Source organism: Paraburkholderia oxyphila NBRC 105797, from assembly GCF_000685075.1.
Lineage (GTDB): Bacteria > Pseudomonadota > Gammaproteobacteria > Burkholderiales > Burkholderiaceae > Paraburkholderia > Paraburkholderia oxyphila.
Genome location: NZ_BAYD01000105.1, coordinates 1 through 22,743, shown reverse-complemented (window position 1 = coordinate 22,743; position 22,743 = coordinate 1). Strand labels below are relative to the sequence as shown.

Here is a 22,743-nt window from a genome sequence, read left to right as displayed (position 1 = left end):
AATTATCGCGCCCAATTCGCGGAATTGAATGCTGTCATTTACTTCAATTGACTTCATTGAGTGCCACTAATTGACCCTCTAGGATGCCGTAACGCCTCGATCGGCCAAGGAGACAATCGCCGCCCGCGCCACTCGCTCATGCGTGCACGGACGGCGACTTAAAAGCCATGACAAATCGCATCGCCCGCATCACGGTCAGCCAGCACCGTTTGCCGCTCGACCCGCCCTTCCCGGCCTCGTGGGACAGCCGGCCGCGCCGCGCCTTTCCCGCAACGATCGTGCGCGTCGAGGACACCGAAGGCCGCATCGGCATCGGCTCCGGCGACGCCATGTACGGCTTCGACGACTATCGCGATCTCTTCATCGGCACCGATCCGCTCGATCTCGTGCGACACGCCGCCGTGCTCGACAACCTCAGCTTCCATGCGGGCCGCCTGTGGCCACTCGACGTCGCGCTCTGGGACCTGGCCGGCAAGATTCTCGGCCAGCCGTGCTGGCAGATGGCGGGCGCGCGCTCGAGCCGGGTGCGTGCGTATGCGTCCTCGGGCGTGCACCGCTCGCTCGACGGCATGGGGCGCTGGGCCGAGCACGCGGTCGCGCGCGGCTTTCCGGCGCTCAAGGTGCGCTTCGGGCGCGCGAGCCTCGCCGACGATCTCGCCGCGCTCGCCGCCGTGCGCGAAGCGGCGGGCGAGCACATCGAGCTGATGGTGGACTGCAATCAGGGCTGGCGCATGCCCTGGGACACCCAGGCCCCCTGGCACGCGGAGCAGGCGCTCGCCGTCATTCGTCAGATCGAGCGCCATCGCGTGTACTGGGTCGAGGAACCGCTGCATCGCGGCGACTACGCGGGTCACGCGTGGCTGCGCAAGCAGACCGACGTGCGCATCGCGGGGGGCGAGATGACGCGCGAAGCGCACGAATTCGCGACGCTGCTCGCACACGATTGCCTGGATGTCTATCAACCCGATGTCGTCTGCACGCTCGGCATGGAAGGCGCACGGCGCCTCGCCGCGCAGATCGAGGCCCACGGCAAGGTGTTCACGCCGCATACGTGGGGCAATGGCATCGGCCTTGCCGCGAATCTGCATGTGGTGGCGGGTGCCGCGAACGCGCCCTTCGTCGAGTTTCCCTACGACCCACCCGAATGGACGCCTGCGCGGCGCGACTTCCCGCTCACGCGCGCCATCGAGCCCGACGCGCAGGGCTGGATCGCGCTTGGCACGGCGCCCGGGCTCGGCATCGAACTGAATGAAGCCGTACTGGCCGCCACACTCGCAAGCGACAGCCGCTACGACTGAGGCGCACGCAGGCAAACCGAAGCAATCCGGCGCGCCGCGCCCATCGCATCACGCGCAGGCGGCTTTCGTCCCGGCAACGGGATAGCGCTGAATCTCAGCGACGCATTGACAAGTATTCCGAAGCATTCCAATTACAAGGAGACAGGCAATGAAATCGATCACAACCCTGATTCGCGCGGCCTGCATCGCCGCCCCGCTCGCTGTGGCCGCGTTGCCGGCGCATGCGGCCGGCACCTGGTGCAGCCAGGGCAAGCCGGTGCGCTTTGCCGGCATCACCTGGGAAAGCGGCAACTTCACGAGCGAAGTACTGCGCTATATCGTCAAGAACGGCTATGGCTGCCAGACCGATACGGTTCCCGGCAGTACGGCGGCCACGGAAACGGCGCTTTCGCGCAACGACCTGCAGGTGTGGTCCGAGCAGTGGACGGGCCGCTCGGAGATCATCGCGGGCGCAGTGAAAGCGGGCACGGTGACGCTCGTGGGCGACACGCTGCCGGGCGGCACCAAGGAAGGCTGGTACGTGCCCGACTACGTCGTGCACGGCGACGCGAAGCGCGGCATCAAGGCGAGCGCGCCCGATCTCCAGTCGGTGAGCGATCTGCCCAAATACAAGGCGCTCTTCACCGACGACGAGGAACCGGACCGCGGCCGCTTCCTGAACTGCCCCTCGGGCTGGGACTGCGAGCGCGTGAACACGCGCCTCCTGAAGCTGCTCAAGCTCGACGACACCTATACGAATTTCCGCCCCGGCACGGGCGCGGCGCTCGACGCGGCCATTTCGTCGGCGTATGCGCGCGGCAAGCCGATTCTCACCTACTACTGGGAGCCGGCCGCGCTGATGGCGAAGTACAAGTTTGTACAACTCAAGATGCCGCCGTTCAACGAAGCCTGCTGGAAGACGTTGCGCGACCCCAACAGCACGCAGCCGTGCGCGTCGTCGTACCTGGTTTCGCATCTGAAGATCGGCGTTTCCACGCCCTTCTACCAGGCCGAGCCCGACGTGATGGCGTTTTTCTCGAAGGTGAGCTTCCCCATCGACTTCCTCAACACGACGATTCTCGACATGACCGAGCATAAGGTCGACGCGCAGGCCGAAGCGCTCAAGTTCCTCAAGGAGCACCCGGAGATGTGGAAGACGTGGGTGCCGGCAGAGGTCGCGGCGAAGGTACAGAAGTCGCTTGGCGCGTAACGCGCAATATCAGCCGCCCAATCAATCGGCAGATCGAATGGCAACGCGGCGGCGAAATCAGCAGGCATCCCAGGCTTACAAGCCGGCAAACCAGAAAGCGGAGCTGCGCCTTGCGGCTCCCACCAAAGGAGACTCTGAGTGAAGAAGAAACTTCTCGCGGCGCTGCCGCTCGCGCTCGCCGCGGCGGGCGCTCACGCGCAAAGCAGCGTGACGCTATACGGTATCGTCGACCTCGGTATCGACTATGCCAATAACGTGGTCAACGGCGCGAACGGCAATCTCGTGCCGGGCAGCGGCGGCCACCTGTTCCAGATGCAAAGCGGCGTGCCGGCCGGCAGCCGCTGGGGCCTGCGCGGCAGCGAAGACCTGGGCGGCGGCCTTTCGGCGATCTTCCGCCTCGAAGACGGCTTCAACGCCGCAACGGGCGGCGGCGGCGCAGGCTTCTCGCGCAACGCCTACGTGGGCTTCAAGTCGGAGCAGTATGGCCAGATCACGTTCGGCAAGCAGTGGGACGCCACCGTCGACCTGATCGAGCCGTACTCGCTCAACGGCAACTATGGCGGCTGGTACTTCGCACACCCGAACGACATGGACAACATGGACAACGGGTTCTCGGTCAACAACGCCGTCAAATACGTGAGCCCGGTGTTCGCCGGCTTCCAGTTCGAGGGCCACTACTCGTTCGGCGGCCAGGCCGGCCAGTTCTCGAACAATGCCTCGTACAGCGCGGCGGCGGCCTACACGCTCGGCTCGTTCAGCGCCGGCGTGGGCTACCTGCGCGTGAACGATCCGATCACGGCGGTGGCCGGCTATGGCAGCGGCGGCAGCTTCGTGAACGCCGTCTACGGCAATGCGCTTGCCAATGCGCGCTATCAGGGCATCTTGTCGGCCGGCGCATCGTATGCGCTCGGCAGCCTGAAGATGATGTTCAACTACACGAACGTGGACTTCTCGTCCGGCACCGGCAGCCACGACCTGCACTTCCAGAACTATGAAGTCTCCGGCACCTATGCGATCACGCCGGCCTTCACGGTGGGCGCGGGCTATACCTTCACGGACGGCCTCGACCACGCAACCGACGAATCGCCGAAGTATCATCAGTTCAACCTGATCACGCAATACGCACTCTCGAAGCGCACGTCGGTCTACGCAATGGGTTCGTATCAGCATGCTGCGGGATCGGCTGAAAACGCGCAGATCACGGGCTTCAACCCGTCCAGCACGCAGAATCAGGTCATCAGCCGCGTGGGCATCACGCACGTGTTCTAACTCACGGTCGTACGCGCATTGGCGTACGCTCATTGTCGTTCAGTATGGCGCCGGCGCAGGCCGGCGCCACCTTTTCGCATCACGAGGTTGCAGCATGCGCCGCCTTCCCTCTCTTTCTGCACTGCGCTCATTCGAAGAAGCCAGTCGCACCCTCAGCTTCACGAAGGCGGCGCAGAATCTGCACGTCACGCAAGGCGCGATCAGCCGGCAGATTCGCCTGCTCGAAGACTATCTCGGCACGCCGCTCTTCATGCGGCATCATCACCGGCTGGAAATCACTGCCGCGGGCAAGCGCCTGCTGCCCACGCTGCAAGCCGCGTTCGACAGCATCGCCCACACGCTGGACACCATCCGCGCCGATCCGTCGAACAGCCTCCTGACCCTGAACGCCGCGCCCACGCTCGCCACGCGCTGGCTCACGCCACGTCTGCGAGACTTTCAGGCGCGCCATCCCGAGCTGCGCCTCTCCATCACGAACGAATACGGGCCGCTGCACGGCAGTGAACGCAACGAGGATTGCCAGATCCGTTTCGGCATGGAGCCGCTGCCTGGCGGACAGAGCACGCTGCTCATGCGCGAGCGGCACGTGCTCGTGGGCTCGGCGCGCGACTTCGACGGACCGCCGGCGGACCCGGACGCGTTGCGCGCCATCCTCGCGCAGCATCCCTGGCTCTATATCCTCGATATCGACCGCCGGCTGCTCGTGTGGGAAGCGTGGCTCGAAGCGGCGAAGCTCGACGTGGAAATGGCGCCGCGCGGCGAGATGGAGTTCAGCACGCTCGATCAGGTCATTCATGCGACGGTGGCCGGACTCGGCATTGCCGTCGCGGACCGGCACATGATCGAACAGGAACTGGCGAACGGCACGCTCGTGCAGCTCAGCGCAATCGAAGTGGATGGGCCTGCGGGCTATTGGCTCGACGTGCGGCCCGAAGTGCAGGAGACGCTGCGCGTGCGCAATTTCAGCAGTTGGCTGGTCGAGCATCACGCGGTGGGTGCCGCTGACGCGACAAGCCGCCCTGCGCTCATCGCGCCCACGCAATAAAGCGCCTCGCTTGACACACCGTACCTGGCGCGACGTTTCGATTATTGCGATTTCGAATATTTCGATTTAGAATCGCGGTATTGAGCCAGGAGTCCCTTATGAACACCACGATGCACCCTACGCCGCTCCCGTCCGAGCAGGAGGCCGAACTCGCCCGCGCGTCGGGACGGGATCTGTCGGTCGTGCTGTCGAGCCGTGCCGAAACTCAGCAGTTCGACTTCAAGGACGACAGGGGCGAGACGCGCACCGTCACGCTGCCAACGTCGTTCGTCCGGCTGATGGTCGAGGCGCTCGCGGAGATCGGACAAGGCAACGCGGTATCGCTCATTCCAATCCATGCGGAACTGACGTCACAAGAAGCGGCGGACGTTCTCAATGTTTCGCGCCCGTATTTGATCCAGCTACTCGACAAGGGCGAAATCCCCTACCGGAAGGTCAATACGCACCGGCGCATCCGCTACGACGACGTACTCGCTTACAAGCATCGCGTCGATGCCGACCGTCGTGCGGCCCTGGATGAACTTTCGGCGCTCCATCAGGACATGGGATTGGAGTAAATGGCATCGAGCTTCACGGTGGTCTATGACGCGTGCATTCTCTATCCGGCTGCGTTGCGCAACCTGTTCATGCGTCTGGCGCTCATCGACCTGTACCGAGCCCGGTGGACCGATGCCATCCATGATGAATGGACGCGCAACCTGATTGCGGACCGCCCCGATCTCGATCCCGATCTGATCTATCGCACCCGCGACCTGATGGACAGGCACGTACGCGACGCGAAAGTGTCGCGGTACGAGCACCTGATACCGGCGGTCGATCTACCCGATCCCAACGACGCCCACGTCGTAGCCGCGGCGATTCACTGCCACGCTTCGACCATCGTCACGCTCAATCTCAGAGACTTTCCTGCCGGCATCCTCAGCAAATTCGAGATTGAGGCGCAGCATCCTGACGATTTCGTCGTCGGCCAGTTCGGGCTGAATCAATTGCTGGTCTTGAGAGCGATGGCGGACCATCGCCGCTCGCTGCGCAAACCGCCGAAATCAGCCGATGCCTACCTCGATACCCTCGCGGCGCACGGCCTGACGCAAACTATTGCGATTGTCAGGCCGTACGCGGCCGCGATCTGAAATCCGCCGCCAGGATCAGCCCAACCCGCCCATCATCAGGTACTTCGTTTCGAGGTACTCATCGAGTCCGTACTTCGAACCTTCACGCCCGAGCCCCGACTCCTTCACGCCGCCGAATGGCGCGACCTCGGTCGAGATGATCCCTTCGTTGATGCCGACCATGCCGCTCTCGAGCGCCCCCGCAACGCGCCATACGCGGCCGATGTCGCGCGCATAGAAATACGCGGAAAGCCCGAAGTCGGTATCGTTCGCTGCCTGAATCGCCTCTTCTTCGGTGTCGAAGCGGAACACCGCCGCCACGGGTCCAAAGGTCTCTTCGTTCGCGAGCATCATGCCGCCGTGCGCGCCTGTGATGACGGTCGGCTCATAGAACGTCCCGCCAAGCGCATGCCGCCTGCCGCCGCATACGACCACGCCACCCTTCTCGCGCGCATCGCTCACGTGCGCCTCGACCTTGCGCAACGCTGGACCGTTGATGAGCGGCCCTTGCGTCGCGCCCGGCTCCATGCCGTTTGCAACCTGCAGCTTGCGCACCGAGGTCACGAGTTTATCGACGAATGCGTCGTGCACGCCCGACTGCACGTAGAAGCGGTTCACGCACACGCAGGTCTGCCCGGTGTTGCGGAACTTCGAGGCCATCGCGCCTTCCACGGCGGCCTCGAGCTCGGCGTCGTCGAACACGATGAACGGCGCGTTGCCGCCCAGCTCGAGCGAAACCTTCTTCACGCTATCCGCGGCGGCGCGCATGAGCAGCTTGCCCACGCGCGTCGATCCCGTGAACGAAATCTTGCGCACGGCCTTCGACGCCATCAGCGTGTCGCCGATCGCCGGCGCATCGCCGGACACCACGTTGAACACGCCGCGCGGGATGCCAGCCTCCTCGGCCAGCACCGCCAGCGCGAGCGCGCTAAGCGGTGTTTCCTCGGACGGCTTTAGCACCATCGTGCAACCCGCCGCCAGCGCCGGGCCCGCCTTGCGCGTGACCATCGCGAGCGGGAAGTTCCAAGGCGTGATCGCGCCCACCACGCCCACCGGCTCCTTCGTCACGACGATGCGCGAACCCTTCTTCGGCGCGGGAATCACGTCGCCGTACGCGCGCCGTGCTTCTTCCGCAAACCACGTAAGGAAGCTCGCCGCGTAGGCCACTTCGCCGAGCGCCTCCGCATACGGCTTGCCCTGCTCCGCGGTCATGACGCGCGCCAGATCCTCGCGATGTTCGAGCATCAGCTCGCCCCAGCGGCGCACCTTCGCGCCGCGCTCGGCGGCCGTAGCGTCGCGCCACGCCGGAAACGCCTGAGTCGCGGCGGCCACGGCCTGCAGCGTTTCGCGCGCGCCGGCGCGCGCGACTTCCGCCAGCGCCGCGCCGCTGGCCGGGTCGAACACGGTGTAGGTCGCATCGCTCGCGACCCATTCGCCGTCGATGAAGCTCGAATTGCGCCACAGGCGCGTTTCCTTGAGGCCGCCGATCATGCCGCGATCTCCAGACGACGCGCCGCGCGCGGCACGCGTGGAATGCGCGCCGTTACGTAATCGTTGATCACATCGCACGGCGTGTAGTTGCGGTCGAGCTCGTACAGCTCATCGGCATCGAGTTGCGTATCGAGCGCCGCGAGCGCGCTATCGAACTGCGCGACCGTGTCGGCGCCCACCAGCATCGACGACACACCCGGGCGGTTCAGCACCCAGGCCTGCGCGATCTGCGCGCACGAGACACCGCGTGCATCGGCGACTTCGGCCACCGAGCGCGCGATCTCGCGCGAAGCTTCGTCGTCGTACATCTGCACGGTGAAGAAGTCGGTCTGGTTGCGCACCGACTTCGCGTCGCCCGAGAGCAGGCCACGCGCGAGCGGGCTGAACACCGAGACGCCAATGCCCTGATCCTGGCAGAACGGAATCATCTCGCGCTCTTCCTCGCGGTACGCGCAGTTCAGTTGCAGCTGCATATTGATCGGGCGTGCGAAGTTGTAGCGCTCGCACGCCTGCAGGATCTTCGCGAACTGCCACGTGAACATGGTCGAGACGCCGATATAGCGCGCCTTGCCCGCACGCACGATGTCGTTGAGCGCGTCCATGGTTTCCTCGACGGGCGTATTCACGTCGAAGTAGTGGAGCATGTAGACGTCGACATAGTCGGTCTGCAGGCGCCGCAGCGAGCCGTCGATGCCATCCATGATGTGCTTGCGCGAATGGCCCTGGTTATTGACGCCGTTGCCGATCGGATAGCCCACCTTGGTCGTGAGCACGAGCTCGTCGCGCTTCGCAATGCGCCGCACGATGCGCCCCACCACTTCCTCGCCCACGCCGGTCGAATAAAAATCCGCGAGGTCGATGAAATTCACGCCCGCTTCGAGCGCGCGGCGCACGATCGGCTCGCTCTGCTCTTCGTTGTAGATCCACGGCTTCCAGTCGGGCGTGCCCATGTTCATCGTGCCGAGGCACAGGCGCGACACCTTCAGGCCCGAGCGGCCGAGTTGCACGTATTGCATCGTAGTCACCTGATAACGGTAGTCGTGGCTCAGGCCGCGCGGGCCTTGGGCGTGTAGAACGGATTGCTGATCTGGTCTTTGATCTTCGCGACGTCGTCGAGCTTCGGGAGCCCGTTCATCGCGGCGCGGATCGCGGTCTTGCAGGCCGTGTAGTTGTTCTCGTAGACAGCGTCGAGGTCGTCGCACGACCAGTTCACCCAGTTCGCGGTGACGATGCACCATTCGTTCTCGGCCTCGGGCGGCAGCGTGCCGTCGAGCATCGCCTCGGTCACGGCCTTCGCGATGGCCGCCTGGGATGCGCCCCAGGTGGCATTGCCGTGCAGGTCGCCGCGGATATCGGCTTTGTTCACGTAGAGCGTGGCAGGCTTGACCGGCACGTTGGGCTGCGCCACCACCATGAAGGGCACATGGCCCTGCGAAGGCGACGAGAGGCTGTTCGTGAACGCCTGCCCCACCGGGCCGCTGCGCGGGCCGATCATGATGTTGATATGGGCGGCGTTGACGCCTGGTCCTGCAAAACCCTCACCGATATAGACTTCCAAGGCTTTCATGGCTGACTCCGTCTCCAGTTTCGTTGTGTGCCGCAGCGCAGCATGCTTTGTCGATGCGGCCTGCGCGTCGAGACGAATTGCAGCACACGCGAAACGCGCCCAAAAGCTATGAAATCTCATGGGGGCATGACGCGGATTCATTGCCATGAGATCAGGTAATGCTTCGATGACTAATCGTGGCTTCGCAAGCCAAAACGCGGCCGGTAGACTCTGTTCGCATCGATCAAAAATATGGCCCGCGCTCCCGCGCAGAGGCACATACATGACTTCCTGAACGGAGGAGACGACATGAAACGTATCACGCGTTCCAGCGTGCATCTTGCGGCCGCGCTTGCGCTGGCAGGCGCTGCCACGAGCAGCTTCGCGGCGCCCGGCTGGTGCGAGTCCGGCAAGACCGTGAAGCTCGCGCAGATCACCTGGGAAAGCGGCGCCCTGATGACCGAAATGGTCCGCACGGTGCTCGAAAAGGGCTACGGCTGCAAGACCGAGGTCGTGCCGGGCGCCACGGCCGCCACCGAGACCGCGCTCTCGAGCAATGACCTGCAGGTATGGGCCGAGCACTGGACGGGCCGCAGCCCGATCGTCGCGCGCGCGCTCAAGGACGGCAACGTGAAGCTCGTGGGCGAGCTGATCCCCGGCGGCGACAAGGAAGGCTGGTACGTGCCCGATTACGTCATCAACGGCGACCCGAAGCGCGGTATCAAACCCCTCGCGCCGCAATTGCGCTCGGTCTCGCAACTGGGGCAGTACAAGGCCCTCTTCGCCGACGACGAAGAACCCGGCAAGGGCCGCTTCTACAACTGCCCCGCGGGCTGGGACTGCGAACGCTTCAATAACCAGCTGCTCAAGGCCTACAAGCTCGGCGACGACTACACGAATTTCCGCCCCGGCACCGGCGGCGCACTCGACGCGGCCATCGCCTCGGCCTACGAGCGCGGCAAGCCCATCCTCTTCTACTACTGGCAGCCGGCCGGCCTGATGGCGAAGTACCACTTCGTGCAGCTGCAAGGCGCGCCCTACTCGGACGCCTGCTGGAACACGATCACCGACCCGAAGGGCACGCCGTGCGCCTCGGCGTTCAAGGTCTCGCACCTGAAGATCGCGGTGTCCACGCCGTTCTACGACAGCGAGCCCGGCGCCGTGGCGTTCTTCGAAAAGGTGAGCCTGCCGCTCTCGCTCGACGAGCAACTGGTGCAGCAGATGCATGACAAGAAGCTCGACGCCTCCACCGTCGCGCACAGCTTCTTCGAGCAGCACCCCGAAATCTGGAAGCAATGGGTCACGCCGGACGTCGCGGCGCGCGTGCAAGCGGGCTTGCGCTCGTAAGCGGCATGCCCGCACCGTGAAGCGAACGATGCAGCAAGGCATCGCCCCGTCATACGCAGAATGAGGCTCACCATGGGATCTCCCTTCCTTCACCTGTCGATTTCCGACTGGGTCAACGATCAGGTCACCGCGTTCGTGCAGGAGCACGGCGACGCGTTTCATAACTTCAGCGTCCTGATGCTGCGCTACGTGCTCGTGCCGCTCGAAGGCCTGCTGCGCGCGACGCCGCCGCTGGTCATCCTCGCCGCCGTGGGCCTGCTCGCCTGGCACGCGTCGCGCCGCATCGGCGTGGCGTTCCTGTTCGTGGCCCTGCTCTGGCTGATCGGCTGCTTCGGGCTGTGGGACAAGCTGATGCAGACCTTCGCGCTGATGGTGGTCGCCACGCTCATCTCGGTGATCCTCGGCGTGCCCATCGGCATCCTCGCGGCATCGAGCAGCACGCTGCGCCGCGTGCTGCTGCCCGTGCTCGACGTGATGCAGACGCTGCCGAGCTTCGTCTACCTGATTCCGGTGCTGATGCTGTTCGGCCTCGGCAAGGTGCCCGCGATTCTCGCAACGGTCGTCTACGCGCTGCCGCCGCTGATCCGCCTGACCGATCTCGGCATACGTCACGTGGACGCCGAGATTGTCGAAGCGGCGCGCGCGTTCGGCACCACGCGCACGCAATTGCTGTTCGGCGTGCAGCTGCCGCTCGCCCGCCCGAGCATCATGGCCGGCATCAACCAGACCACGATGATGGCGCTTTCGATGGTGGTGATCGCCTCGATGATCGGCTCGCGCGGCCTCGGCGAAGACGTGCTTGCGGGCATCCAGACGCTCGACGTCGGCAAGGGCACGCAGGCCGGCATCGCCATCGTGATCCTCGCCATCGTGATCGACCGCATCAGCCAGGGCTACGGCCAGGGGCGCCGCACGCGCGGCCTCGCGCGCAAGTCGAAGCAGCCCTCGCGGATTCCGTTTCGCCGCGCCCGCGAGCAGGAAAGCAGCGACGCCGATGCGGCCGGAACCGGCGACCTGAGCAGCCAGCCGGCCAAATAGCGGCCACCCAGGACTCACAACGGACGCGAATGCATTAGCGCTGGCATCATGCAAGAAACGCACGAGACGGCGCACTCCGAACACGCAATGAGGTAACGAACATGAGCGGCATCGAAGTCAAACACGTCTACAAGATTTTCGGCGCGCGCGACGCGGGCCAGCGCGCGCTCGAGTTGCTGCGCGGCGGCGCGAGCAAGGCCGAGGTCCTCGAAAAGACGCGCTGCAACGTCGGCCTGAACGACGTGAGCCTGTCGATCGGCTCGGGCCAGATCTTCGTCATCATGGGGCTCTCGGGCTCGGGCAAATCCACGCTCGTGCGCCACTTCAACCGGCTGATCGAGCCCACCGTGGGCGAGATCCTGATCGACGGCAACGACGTGCTCAAGCTCTCCGAGAGCGGCCTGCGCCATCTGCGCCGCTACGGCGTGAGCATGGTGTTCCAGAGCTTCGGCCTGCTGCCGCACCAGACGGTGCTCAACAACACCGCCTACGCGCTCGTCACGCGCGGCGAGAAGAAGGCCGCCGCGCACGCGAGCGCGCGCGAATGGCTCGCCAAGGTGGGACTCGACGGCTACGCCGATCACTACCCCGACGAGCTCTCGGGTGGCATGCGCCAGCGCGTGGGCCTCGCCCGCGCGCTGGCCGCGAACACCGACGTGATCCTGATGGACGAGGCGTTCTCGGCACTCGATCCGCTGATCCGCGCGGAGATGCAGGACCAGTTGCTGGAACTCCAGAAGACGCTCAAGAAGACCATCGTGTTCATCACGCACGATCTCGACGAAGCGCTGCGCATCGGCAACCAGATCGCGATCTTGCGCGACGGCCGCCTGATCCAGTGCGGCACGCCCGACGACATCCTGCATCGACCCGCCGACGACTACGTGCGCCGCTTCGTGGAGCGCCGCACCGACGTGACCCACTAAGCGCGGCGCATGCGGGCGCTCATAGGCCTGCTGGGCGGCTACACGATTCTCGTTTGCGGCAATAGCCTGCTCACCACGCTGATTTCGCTGCGCATGCTGGCTGCGCAGCACACTGCGCTTGGCGTCGGCCTTGTGCAGTCCTGCTATTACGTCGGCTTCATCGTGGGCGCGCTCGGCCTCGGCCCGCTCGTGGCGCGCATCGGGTCGCAACGCGCGTTCATCGGCTTCGGCGCCCTCGCGGCCCTCGCGGCGCTCGGCTACCTCTCCTTCGACTCGCCCGACATCTGGGCCGTGCTGCGGCTCGTGACGGGCTTCAGCATGGTCGGCGTGTTCACGTCGATCGAGAGCGGCGTCAACAGCGCCGTGCCGAACGGGCAGCGTGGGCGCGCGTTCGCGTTCTATCTCGTGCTCACCTATCTCGGCGTGAGCATCGGCCAGTTCCTGCTCGGCGTGAGCGCGCCCGGCAGCAACCTCGAACATGGGCTCGTGAATGGCCTCTTCGTGGTCAGCCTGATACCCGTGGCGCTGATCGGCGACTGGCAGCAAGTGGTACCGCCGCCCATCGCCGCCATGGCGAACGCCTCGCCGCTCGCCACGCCCAAGCGCCCCACGCTGCTGCTCGACGGCCTGCGCGAGCTGCACCGCGCGGCACCCCGAAGCGTTCCCGCCTGCATCGGCGCGGGGCTGCTTTCCAGCGCGTTCTATGCGCTCACGCCGGTCTATCTCGCTCGCATCGGCTTTCCGGCCGGCGACATTTCGCGTGTCATGGGCATCGTGCTGATCGGCGCGCTGCTCTCGCAGTGGCCCGTGGGCCGGCTGTCCGACCATCTCGGGCGGCGCGCGACGCTCGGCGCGGTCTCGCTCGTCGCCGCGCTCGCGGCGGCCGCTTTGATCGTGATGCGCGCGCCGTGGGTGGTGGACGCCCTGCTCTTTCTCTATGTCGCGCTCACCTTCACGCTCTATGGCGTGATCGTCTCCGATGTGAACGACCACGTCGATCAAGCCCGCCGCGTGCAGACGAGCGCCACGCTGCTGCTCGTCTTCTCGCTGGGCGGCGCGGCCGGGCCGACTATCGCGTCGATCTTCATGCGGTTCATCGGCCCCGGCGGGCTCTACGTCTTCGCACTTGCCGTCACGCTCGGCCTCGCGGCGCTCTCACGCTCGCGGCGCTGAATGGCGAACCGCCGGTGCGCCGGTACGCCTCGCGCGCCGGTATACTCCGTCGTTTTGGCGCCCCGTCATTTCGAGATGGCGCGAGCCCACGAGGAGACGACCTTGAAGCGAAAAATGCCGGCGCTGAACGCGCTGAAGGCATTCGAGGCGGCAGGCACGAGCGGCAGCTTCACCCGCGCCGCCGAGCAGCTGAACGTGACGCAGAGCGCCGTGAGCCGCCAGGTGCGCCAGCTCGAGGAGCAGCTTGGCGAAACCCTGCTCGAACGCCACCACCACCGGCTCGAACTGACCGACGCCGGCCGCACGCTCCTGCGCACCTTGCAGCAATCGTTCGACCGCATCGAGCTGACCGTGCGCACGATCCAGCAGAAGAGCGACCTGAACCGCCTGCGCGTGAACGCGCCGCCCACCTTTGCGAGCCGCTGGCTCGTGCCGCGCCTGACGAAACTGCACGCGCGGCATCCCACGCTCGAATTGAGCCTCACGACACACTTGCAGGACAGCCTCGCCGATTCCACCGCGCTCGATTGCGCGATCCGCTTCGGCGACGGCGAATGGGCGGGACTCGAAAGCTCGCTGCTGATGCACGAATCACACATTGCGGTCTGCGCGCCCGCGCTGCTCGCGAACGGCCCGCTCGACCTCACGAAGCAGACGCTGCTGCACGTGCTAGCCGGCGAAAATCAGCGCTATCTCACGTGGCGGCACTGGCTGGATGCCGCGCGTATCGAAGATGTGGACACCTCGGGCGGCTATGAATTCGATCTGCTCGATCATGCGATCCGGGCGGCGATAGAGGGGCTCGGCGTGACCATGGCCGACCGCAACATGATCGCGCGCGAGCTGGCCGAAGGGCGGCTCGCGCCGGTGCGCGACATCCACGTGGACGGCCGCCAGTCGTACTGGTTCGTGGTGCGGCCCGAACAGCAAGGTTCCAGGCCGCTCCAGCTGTTCCGGCAGTGGCTTCAGGAAGAGATTGCCGCGGCGCGCTGAACGTTGGCCGCCAGACGGCGTGCGGCAATGTCGTGCTCCGCATCTTCGATGATCATCTCCGCGCCCTTTTCCGCGACCATCATGGTGGCCGCGTTCGTATTACCGGACGTGATGTTCGGGAAAATGGACGCATCCACCACGCGCAAAGCCTCGATGCCGTGCACGCGCAAGCGTACGTCGACCACGGCCGTGCGCGGATCGGGTCCCATCGCGCAGCTGCCGCACAGGTGATAGATCGAACCGCTCTGCTCGCGGAAGAACTTGAGCATGCTGGCGTCGTCGGTCACTTCGCCGGCGGGAGTGACCTCTTCCACCGTGACTTCCTGCAGCGCCCGTGCCGTCATCAGCTTGCGCACGAGACGGCTACCCGCGATGGCCTCGTCGCGGTCCTTCTGCGTCGAGAGATAGTTGCCGCGGATCTTCGGCGCGTCTTCCAGATTCGCCGATGCGATCTCGATCGAGCCGCGGCTCGTGGGCCGGCATGGATTGAAGCAGACGAGAAAACCCGAATACGGCTCCGGCGTGAGCTGCGCGCGATTCGATTTAGGAATCCGATACGAAAGCGGATTGAAATACACCTGCATGTTCGGGTGTGCTTCGTTCGCACCAGTGCGGAAAAATCCGCCCGACTGATTCACGCTCATCGAGAACGGCCCCGTGCGCTTGAAGAGATACTGCAGGCCGAACTTGAGCTTGCTGGTCCAACTGCTGAACGCGTCGTTGAGCGTCTTCATGCGCGAGCGATAGTAAAAGCTCACGCACAGATGGTCCTGCAGGTTCTGCCCCACGGCCGGCAACTCGTGAACCACGTCGATGCCATACTTCGCGAGCAGCGCGCGCGGGCCCACGCCTGAGAGCTGAAGCAGCTTGGGCGAATCGACGGCGCCTGCCGCGACGATCACTTCGCGGTTCGCATGGAACGTGCGCTTCGCACCCTGCTGAACGATCTCCACACCCGTCGCGCGCCGGTTCCCGGTTTCCGCGTCGACATCGAACAACACGCGCGACGTGTGCGCATGAAGCTCGATCTTGAGATTCGGGCGATGCCCCGCGCGATGCAGATAAGCAAAGCTGCTCGACGCGCGCTGGCCATCGCGCGTGTTGACATCGTAGATACCCACGCCTTCGAGGCGCTCGCCGTTGAAGTCGTCGTTGCGCTCGTAGCCGAGCTGCGTGCAGCCTTCGATGAAGGTCTGGCAGATCGGATGCGCACCGTCCTTCATCGGCGTGATGCGTACCGGGCCGTTCGCGCCGTGCCACCTCGTGTCGCCGAGCGGATGCGATTCGAGCTTGCGGAAGTACGGCAGCACATCCTGGTACGACCAGCCCGGATTGCCCGCCGCGGCCCAGTCGTCGAAATCGCGCTGCGCGCCGCGCACATAGATCATCGCGTTGATCGAGCCCGAGCCGCCCTGCACCTTGCCGCGCGGCGCGTAGATCTGGCGCCCGGCCAGCTCGGCTTCCGGCTCGCTGTAATACATCCAGTTGTGCTTATCGTTGTAATACAGCTTGGCGAAGCCGATGGGGATCTTGAACCAGAACGAATCGTCGGAACCGCCCGCCTCTAGCAGCAGCACCGAATAGCGCCCCGAAGCCGAGAGCCGCTCGGCAAGAATGCAGCCCGCCGATCCGGCGCCGACGATGATGTAGTCGTAGTTCATCTCTGTGCTCCCACGGATCAGCCGCGTGCGGGCGAGGTGTCGCGCACGTCGGCCGGCTGGCTCGCCATCTGCAGATGCAGACGCTTGCCCGTGTACGGCGAGTGCGCGCGCACGACGTCCATGTCGAGTTCGACGCCCAGACCCGGCGCCTTCGACGGAATGATGTAGCCGTCTTCCCACTGGATCGGCTTCTTGAGGATCTGCGCGTGGAAGCCGTCCCACGTGCCGATGCTTTCCTGAATCAGGAAGTTCGGCGTGCAGGCCGCGATCTGGATGCTCGCCGCCGCGCCAATGGGCCCGTTGTAGAGGTGCGGCGCGATCTGGGCGTAATGCACTTCGGCAAGCGTGGCGATTTTCTTGGCCTCGAGCAGGCCGCCCACGCGCGCGACGTTCAGTTGCAGGATCGACGCCCCGCCCGCTTGCAGCAGCTTGTGGAACTCGTACTTGGTGGTGAGGCGCTCGCCGGTCGCAATCGGAATCGACGTGTGCTTCGCGACATTGGCGATGGCCTCTTCCTGTCCCGGCGGCACCGGCTCCTCGAACCAGAGCGGGTCGTACTTTTCGAGGCGCTGCGCCAGCCGGATGGCCGACGAAGGCACCATTTGCCCGTGGGTGCCGAACAGCAGGTCGGCCTTGTTGCCCACGGCTTCGCGCACCTTGCGGCAGAACGTTTCGCAACGGTCGAGCACTTCGAGCGAGAGTTGATGCCCCGAGTAGGCCGTGTACGGGCCCGCCGGATCGAACTTGACCGCAGTGAAACCCCGCTTCACGTTTTGCGCGGCGCATTCGGCGGCGAGATCGGGATCATCGTAATCGTATTCGCCCTTCGCGTTCTTCGGATAGAGATAGGTGTACGAACGAAGACGCTCGTTCACCATGCCGCCGAGCAGCTCGTACACCGGCTTGCCCGCCGCCTTGCCGACGATGTCCCAGCACGCCATTTCGAGGCCGCTCACGATGCCCATCATCGTGAGGTCGGGGCGCTGCGTGAAGCCGCTCGAATAGGTCTCGCGGAACAACCGTTCGACGTGGTGCGGATCGTGATCGAGCAGATAGCGCGTGAACACGTCCTCGATGGCGGGCACCATCACGTCGGGATGGAAGGTGGCGGCATAGATTTCACCGACACCCTCGATGCCGCAATCGGTCTGCAGCGTGACGAAGATCCAGTACATGCCGCCGAGGTGCGGAGGAGGCACCGCGACGACATGCGTTTGCATGGCGACGACTTTCATGGTTCAGGCAGATTCAGACAGTGTGGGAATGAGACATGCGCTTGAGCACGAGCGCGGCAATGCCGCCGAGCGCGCCGATAGCCGCGATGTAGGCGAAGTAGAACTGGTAACCGGGCAGGCCCGCGTAGTGCTCCGTGAAGTAGCCGTTCACGAGCGGCAGGAAAATGTCCGACGAATAGCCGACCAGCGACACGAGGCCGATCGCCAGCCCCGTGATGCGCATGGGGATCGCGCAGTAATCGAGCAGCGTCCAGTAGAGGCCGCGAATCGCGTAAGTCATGAGGCCGATGAACAGCACGACGGCGCCGAGCAGCGCCATGTTGCGCAGCGCCGGCAGCACGATCAGGCCCACCAGCCCCGCGACCGCGAGGAACATTGCCCAGATCAGCACGCGCAGATTCGAGAAGCGGTCGCCGAGAAAGCCGCCGCCGATGCCGCCGATCGGCCGCATCCAGAGCTTCGCCGTGGTCACCATGCCGGCCGCCACCACGCTCATATGCAGCTCGCCTTGCTGGAGATAGGCGGAGAAGCTGTAGGTGGCCCAAAAGATTTGATATCCGCAGAACACGACGGCCGCCATGAGCCAGAGTTGCGGAATCGACGCGAGCGTCTTGAGATCGCGCCAGAGCGAACCGTCTGCGTCCGCAGCGGCGGCATCGGCCGCATCGGCTGACTGACCGGCCGCGGCGCGCGTGGGCGCCGGGTCCTTGAAGAAGGTCATCACCGCGCCAAGCGCGATACACGTGAAGGAATACATATAAATCACGTGGCGCAGGCCAACCGCCTCGCCGCGCCCCGAACCCGTGGCGGCGGCGAACAGCGCGAGCGCCGCGGTCGCGAGCAGCGCTTCGACCAGCCCGCGCCCGCCGTCGAGCAGCCCGAAAAAGCGGCCCTGCTCGTTTGGCGCCGCGATCATGCGCACGCGCTTGAGCACCGAAGCCCAGAACGTGAGACCCGTTGTGAGGCCCCAGCAGCAGAAGATCACGAGCAGTACATTGAACGAAGGCGCCGTGGAATACCAGAGGCCCAGCGCGCCGGTGCCGATCAGCGAGAAGCAGATCAGGAGGCGCGGCGCGACGCGGTCGGCGAGCCAGCCGCTCGGCAGATAAGAGACAAAGAAGACGATGCCGAGCACCGAATAGAGGTAGCCCAGCTGCGTGTTGTCGATGTGCAGGACATCGAGCATCGTGGTCTGATAGACCTGACGCAGATAGAGCAGCGGATAGATTCCGCCGGCGGCAAGCACAAGCAGCAGCAACTGCACGTAGCGCTGCGGCGAGCCCGCGGTTGCGGGTGCGAACGATGAGATATCGGCGCGCGGCGAACCTGCCGGCGCAGTGGGCTTGGCGATGGACTTCTGCAAGACTGTCTCCATTTCGCAGACTCGCTGGCCTGGGCACCCGGCGCGGGGCCCTGGTTGGCGGTCTGCGTTTATTCAGGCGGGCGGTCGTTGCAGCGAACGCCCTTCAGTACAATTAATCAGGAAAGCGAATCATCAAAACGGCATGACGACGAGACGTGTCTGCGTGAATTCGAGCATGCCGTGCTTGCCGTCGTCGCCGCCGAGACCCGAGCGCTTCCAGCCGGCGTGAAAGCCCTGATACGGATCGGCGGGCGTGCGGTTCACGTAAAGTTCGCCCGCCTCGATCTCGTTCGCGACCAACATGGCCGAGCGATAGCGCTCCGTATAGAGCACCGAGGAAAGGCCGAACTGGTGATCGTTGGCCATGCGAAGCGCGTCGTCGAGCGTGTCGTAGGAGAGCACCGGCAGCACCGGCCCGAAGATCTCTTCCTGCACGATCTCCATGTCCTGGCGGCAGTGGCTCAGCAGCGTGGGCGGATAGAAGTGGCCCGCGCCTTCCGGCAGATAGCCACCCGTCTCGATCACGGCGCCTTCGGCCACGGCGCGCTCGACCATCGCGTGGACCGAGGCGCGTGCCTGCGCGTTGACGAGCGGCCCCATGCGAGCGGGGTCGACCGAGCGGTCGCCGAAGGTCACGGCGCTCATCTTCTCGCGCAGCAGCGCAACGAAGCGCGCATGCACGGACTCCTGCACGTAGACGCGCTCGATGGCCGTGCAGAGCTGGCCGCAATGGGTGGTCTTGGAGCGCACGATGGCCGTGGCCGCGGCTTCGAGATCGGCATCGGCCTCGATGATCGCCGGGGTCTTGCCGCCCAGCTCGAGCGAAGGCTTCGCGATGTTTTCCTTGCAGTACTCGAGCACCTTGCGGCCCGCCGCCACGCTGCCCGTGAGCGTGATCATGCCCACGCCCGGATGCGTGCATAGCACGGCGGCCGTGTCATGGTCCATCGCCAGCACGTTGAAGATGCCCGGCGGCAGGTCTGCATCCTGGGCGGCGCGCGCCACTTCGAACGCCGAGCACGGCGTGTTGTTGCTCGGACGCGCCACGACGGTGTTGCCCGTGATGAGCGCCGGCGCGATCTTGCGCAGCAGCGTGTAGATCGGGAAATTGAACGGAATCAGGCACGCGGCCACGCCGATGGGCTCGCGCATCAGGATCAGATTTTCGTTGGCGCTGTCGCTCGGGATCACCTCGCCCTCGATACGCCGCGCCCATTGCGCGTGGTAGCGCAGGATCTCGGCGGCGTAGTGGGCTTCGGAGGTGGCGTCGGCGACGCTCTTGCCGGACTCCGCGGCGAGTACCGCGCCGATGACCGGGGAGCGCGCGTCGATGGCGTCGGCGAAACGGGTCAGGATCGCACCGCGCTCGGCGGCGGGCAGACGGCGCCAGGCGCGCTGGGCATCCTTCGCGGCCTCGACGGCGCGGATCGCGTCGGCGGCGCTGGCCGCGCTCACGTGGCCGATCAGCTCGGCGCTCGCCGGGTTGTAGACGGCGATGCGCTGCGCGTCCGCTTCAAGAAACTGTCCGTTAATGAAGTTGTAATCTGATCGCATGGTGTGATGCCGATTCGTCGCCACGTCTGGGGATGGAGGCAGTATCCCGAGGTGGTGAAGGCATCACAAACGATTAATTGTCGAGGGGAGCATGCGGAAAACGCATGCTTGGCGAAAGGGCTGTCGGATGACGTAAGCGCAACGTGTAGTCCACGCTGTCTACCCAACAAAAAAGCGCCGCACGGCCATTCAAGCCGCACGGCGCCTTTCTCACATGCTGCACGCACCGCCCCGCCAGCGGTGCGTGCAAACCCCTTACTTGCCCAGCATCGGCAGCTTGAGCCCAGCCTCACGCGCCGTCTGCTGCGCGAGCTCGTAGCCGGCATCCGCGTGCCGCATCACGCCCGTCGCCGGATCGAAACAACGAAGGGCCGCGCAAGCGGGCCTTCGGCTATGCTATTCGAACCTAGAGTTGAAGGTCCCTCAGTCGACTACTAGTCCAGCGCGTTTCCTAACCGTTAGGCGGAAGTCCTCGACTAAGAAAGAATTTTTCTGGATCGTATATTGCCACAACCTTTTCCCCATCATCCTTGTAAATATCAAGCTCGGATATCAAACCCGCCTTTAGAAGAAGAATAAAATTAATATATGGTCCTGAGATCGCAGTGGTGTCGATGTCTTCTTGCTGCCCGGTTACCATAGGCCCGCTGACATTGGCATAGGGCACCGCGTCAAAAACATCAAATTCAAGAGAACCGTAATCGTCAATTCTTTTCACATGAGCAGACTCGACCTGCTTTATTAAATTTTCGTTACCATCCACCACCGAAATCAGCTTCAAGACGATACTTTTCTCTAATACGGTCATGGGCCTAAAATTTTTGTCCGACATAAAATCCACCTATTTGTAGAAATACGTACCAATGTTCACGTCACCGTTGGGTAACGGATACGCTCTATAGAGATAGTTATCAGTTTTGCCCCAAAACGGCCCACCAATATCTTGCAGCGGCAGCATACTTTGCAAAATCTCTGCGCGAGCAGCGACAGGATCAGAAACATGACGATCTCCATGCCCCCAAACAACTTCAGAGACAAGCACTACTGAGGTGTTTTTACTCGTATCAATCGGCGCATACTGAACCGGTTGCCCCGCAATGGACGGAGCCGCCGTCGAACTGCTGCTCGCGAAGTTCCCCGACGCCGACGCAATCATCCCGCTCGGATCCGTCAGGTTGACCGGATTGTTCTTTACGTACGCGTACAGGTTCAGATCGTCTGCGTACCCAACAGGATCCGTCCGCAGGAACCTCCCAAGGCCCTGCGAGTACATCCGCGCCTCGTAATAATTTAGCCCGAGCGGCGCCAGATACTGCTGCCCCGTATAGCATTTCCCGTAGAACCCAGGGACGTGTGCGGCGGCAACTAAATACGACCACTGCGCTCACGATAAGAAACACCCGATGAACTTCATCGAGTGTTTCCCCACGCAATGACGTCAATCTACACTATGACGTTTTATCTGTAACCATGCACGCTTTCGAATAACTCCATATGGTGACAACGACACTCCGCGCTGCGCCCTAACACCACCGTATTGGAGTTATTCGAATCAGTCACCGCCCAACTTTACGTACTCCACCTGAGGTCGCCGTTAGACAATAGACTGATATATCGGCCATCTACATCATTCAATGTCCATTGCACCCAGTCCGAATTGGACGTACGCACCGGAGTAGTGGTCAAACGTGCCCCCAGATCAAACTCGAAGGTGCACGAATTCGCTTCTTCGTCATAGCAAACTGATACTAAATATTGACCGCTCAGCGCATCAAAAGAAGCCTTCATATCAACGGGAGCGGTTTCTTGCGTAATGGTGATCTCCCACGTCCGCAATGTCCATATGCAGTCCTGAATCAAAAGACTCCATTGTCCGTACAGAATTGCACGTCGCCGACGCGTGCGAAGAATCTGCTCGAGCGGTGCGTCACGACTGACATTTAGCGGACCCAGTGTTTTGAGGCGTGGATCGCCAAACTCAATATAGAAACAACTACCATGAGTTTGTTGTACCCCCCAAGCGGTTTTGCCAATGAGCGCCTTGAAAATTTCTTCGATTTCGTTCACCGCCGCTCCTATTTATTAAACAACATCTTGGCTTCCTGCATGATTTCGTGATAACCCATCTGCTGGCCGCCAATCCATCGATGAAGCTCACTTGCCTGCTCGTCGGTCAACTTCAATGCCACTGCAACCGCCCTCGTTTGGGCATTCTGCTTAAGATGATCCCTAGGCATGCCTTGGCCACCGGCTACGAGGATCGGAGCACCAATCTCAAGCTCCGGCATGCTAATTGAAGTACCTTCGAGCTTTGTCCCACCCGTTGACGACTGAGCCGCAACATTCGCCGCAGCCGGCGACGACGTATTCGCGAAGCTCCCCGACTGGGACGCAATCATCCCGCCCGGATCCGTCAGATTGACCGGGTTGTTCTTTACGTACGCGTACAGGTTCAGATCATCCGCATACCCCACCGGATCCGTCTGCAAAAACCTCCCAAGGGTGG

General features: G+C 63.8%; 22 protein-coding genes. 11 read left to right on the top strand and 11 right to left on the bottom strand.

All coding sequences use genetic code 11. The features are described from left to right. Positions 1-167 precede the first annotated feature (167 nt). The 6 genes from BO1_RS39180 (at position 168) to BO1_RS39155 (ending at position 5,931) form a co-directional block, all read left to right on the top strand. Complete coding sequence (locus BO1_RS39180) at positions 168-1,298, top strand: mandelate racemase/muconate lactonizing enzyme family protein (RefSeq protein ID WP_028222238.1); 1,131 nt, start codon at positions 168-170, stop codon at positions 1,296-1,298. A 148-nt stretch (positions 1,299-1,446) separates the two neighbouring features. Beyond that, positions 1,447-2,487: an ABC transporter substrate-binding protein gene (locus BO1_RS39175; protein ID WP_043288490.1), complete on the top strand. Its 1,041-nt coding sequence runs from the start codon at positions 1,447-1,449 to the stop codon at positions 2,485-2,487. Between the two features lie 138 nt (positions 2,488-2,625). After that, a complete protein-coding gene (locus BO1_RS39170) occupies positions 2,626-3,756 on the top strand; it encodes a porin (RefSeq protein ID WP_028222236.1) in 1,131 nt (376 codons plus the stop codon). Positions 3,757-3,850: 94 nt separating this feature from the next. Then, positions 3,851-4,801 carry a LysR substrate-binding domain-containing protein gene (locus BO1_RS54630; RefSeq protein WP_043288488.1) on the top strand — a complete coding sequence of 317 codons (951 nt, stop codon included), beginning with the start codon at positions 3,851-3,853 and terminating at the stop codon, positions 4,799-4,801. Between the two features lie 98 nt (positions 4,802-4,899). After that, on the top strand, positions 4,900-5,358 hold the full coding sequence (locus BO1_RS39160; protein WP_028222235.1) for a helix-turn-helix domain-containing protein: 459 nt from the start codon (positions 4,900-4,902) through the stop codon (positions 5,356-5,358). Continuing rightward, positions 5,359-5,931: a PIN domain-containing protein gene (locus BO1_RS39155; RefSeq protein ID WP_028222234.1), complete on the top strand. Its 573-nt coding sequence runs from the start codon at positions 5,359-5,361 to the stop codon at positions 5,929-5,931. Positions 5,932-5,946: 15 nt separating this feature from the next. Here BO1_RS39155 and BO1_RS39150 read toward each other — a convergent pair whose 3' ends face one another. The 3 genes from BO1_RS39150 to fae are packed head-to-tail and all read right to left on the bottom strand — an operon-like array spanning position 5,947 to position 8,968. Further along, positions 5,947-7,401 carry an NAD-dependent succinate-semialdehyde dehydrogenase gene (locus BO1_RS39150; protein ID WP_043288485.1) on the bottom strand — a complete coding sequence of 485 codons (1,455 nt, stop codon included), beginning with the start codon at positions 7,399-7,401 and terminating at the stop codon, positions 5,947-5,949. Then, positions 7,398-8,417 (bottom strand): aldo/keto reductase, encoded by a 1,020-nt coding sequence (locus BO1_RS39145; RefSeq protein ID WP_028222232.1) that lies wholly within the window; start codon positions 8,415-8,417, stop codon positions 7,398-7,400. Before BO1_RS39145 ends, BO1_RS39150 begins: the two co-directional genes overlap by 4 nt. Before the next feature lie 29 nt (positions 8,418-8,446). Then, entirely contained in the window at positions 8,447-8,968 is a 522-nt protein-coding gene (fae, locus tag BO1_RS39140; protein ID WP_028222231.1) for a formaldehyde-activating enzyme, read from the bottom strand. Positions 8,969-9,256: 288 nt separating this feature from the next. Here fae and BO1_RS61530 point away from each other — a divergent pair, with 288 nt between their 5' ends. From BO1_RS61530 to BO1_RS39115, 5 genes are all read left to right on the top strand, one after another. After that, positions 9,257-10,294 (top strand): ABC transporter substrate-binding protein, encoded by a 1,038-nt coding sequence (locus tag BO1_RS61530; protein WP_028222230.1) that lies wholly within the window; start codon positions 9,257-9,259, stop codon positions 10,292-10,294. Between the two features lie 72 nt (positions 10,295-10,366). Beyond that, positions 10,367-11,332: an ABC transporter permease gene (locus tag BO1_RS61525; RefSeq protein WP_028222229.1), complete on the top strand. Its 966-nt coding sequence runs from the start codon at positions 10,367-10,369 to the stop codon at positions 11,330-11,332. A 101-nt stretch (positions 11,333-11,433) separates the two neighbouring features. Continuing rightward, positions 11,434-12,258 (top strand): quaternary amine ABC transporter ATP-binding protein, encoded by an 825-nt coding sequence (locus tag BO1_RS54625; RefSeq protein ID WP_052409771.1) that lies wholly within the window; start codon positions 11,434-11,436, stop codon positions 12,256-12,258. Positions 12,259-12,267: 9 nt separating this feature from the next. Beyond that, on the top strand, positions 12,268-13,431 hold the full coding sequence (locus BO1_RS54620; protein WP_043288482.1) for an MFS transporter: 1,164 nt from the start codon (positions 12,268-12,270) through the stop codon (positions 13,429-13,431). Between the two features lie 114 nt (positions 13,432-13,545). Beyond that, entirely contained in the window at positions 13,546-14,424 is an 879-nt protein-coding gene (locus BO1_RS39115) for a LysR substrate-binding domain-containing protein (protein WP_028222228.1), read from the top strand. Here BO1_RS39115 and BO1_RS39110 read toward each other — a convergent pair. The 8 genes from BO1_RS39110 to BO1_RS54615 form a co-directional block, all read right to left on the bottom strand. Continuing rightward, the gene (locus tag BO1_RS39110; protein WP_028222227.1) at positions 14,397-16,085 is read right to left on the bottom strand and encodes a GMC family oxidoreductase; all 1,689 of its coding nucleotides are present in this window, start codon (positions 16,083-16,085) and stop codon (positions 14,397-14,399) included. The genes BO1_RS39115 and BO1_RS39110 overlap by 28 nt on opposite strands. Before the next feature lie 17 nt (positions 16,086-16,102). Then, positions 16,103-17,320 carry a mandelate racemase/muconate lactonizing enzyme family protein gene (locus BO1_RS39105; protein ID WP_028222226.1) on the bottom strand — a complete coding sequence of 406 codons (1,218 nt, stop codon included), beginning with the start codon at positions 17,318-17,320 and terminating at the stop codon, positions 16,103-16,105. A 13-nt stretch (positions 17,321-17,333) separates the two neighbouring features. Further along, positions 17,334-18,683 carry an MFS transporter gene (locus BO1_RS39100; RefSeq protein ID WP_028222225.1) on the bottom strand — a complete coding sequence of 450 codons (1,350 nt, stop codon included), beginning with the start codon at positions 18,681-18,683 and terminating at the stop codon, positions 17,334-17,336. Between the two features lie 132 nt (positions 18,684-18,815). After that, entirely contained in the window at positions 18,816-20,237 is a 1,422-nt protein-coding gene (gene aldA / locus BO1_RS39095; RefSeq protein ID WP_028222224.1) for an aldehyde dehydrogenase, read from the bottom strand. 451 nt (positions 20,238-20,688) lie between these two features. Continuing rightward, the gene (locus tag BO1_RS39085) at positions 20,689-21,069 is read right to left on the bottom strand and encodes a DUF6984 family protein (protein WP_156992650.1); all 381 of its coding nucleotides are present in this window, start codon (positions 21,067-21,069) and stop codon (positions 20,689-20,691) included. A gap of 9 nt (positions 21,070-21,078) precedes the next feature. Continuing rightward, positions 21,079-21,510: an RHS repeat-associated core domain-containing protein gene (locus tag BO1_RS58385; protein ID WP_245644016.1), complete on the bottom strand. Its 432-nt coding sequence runs from the start codon at positions 21,508-21,510 to the stop codon at positions 21,079-21,081. Between the two features lie 296 nt (positions 21,511-21,806). After that, positions 21,807-22,304, bottom strand: a complete 498-nt coding sequence (locus BO1_RS59775; RefSeq protein ID WP_156992648.1) for a hypothetical protein — start codon at positions 22,302-22,304, stop codon at positions 21,807-21,809. Positions 22,305-22,312: 8 nt separating this feature from the next. Further along, positions 22,313-22,743: RHS repeat-associated core domain-containing protein (locus tag BO1_RS54615; protein WP_043288480.1), on the bottom strand; the 431-nt coding region annotated here is incomplete at its 5' end.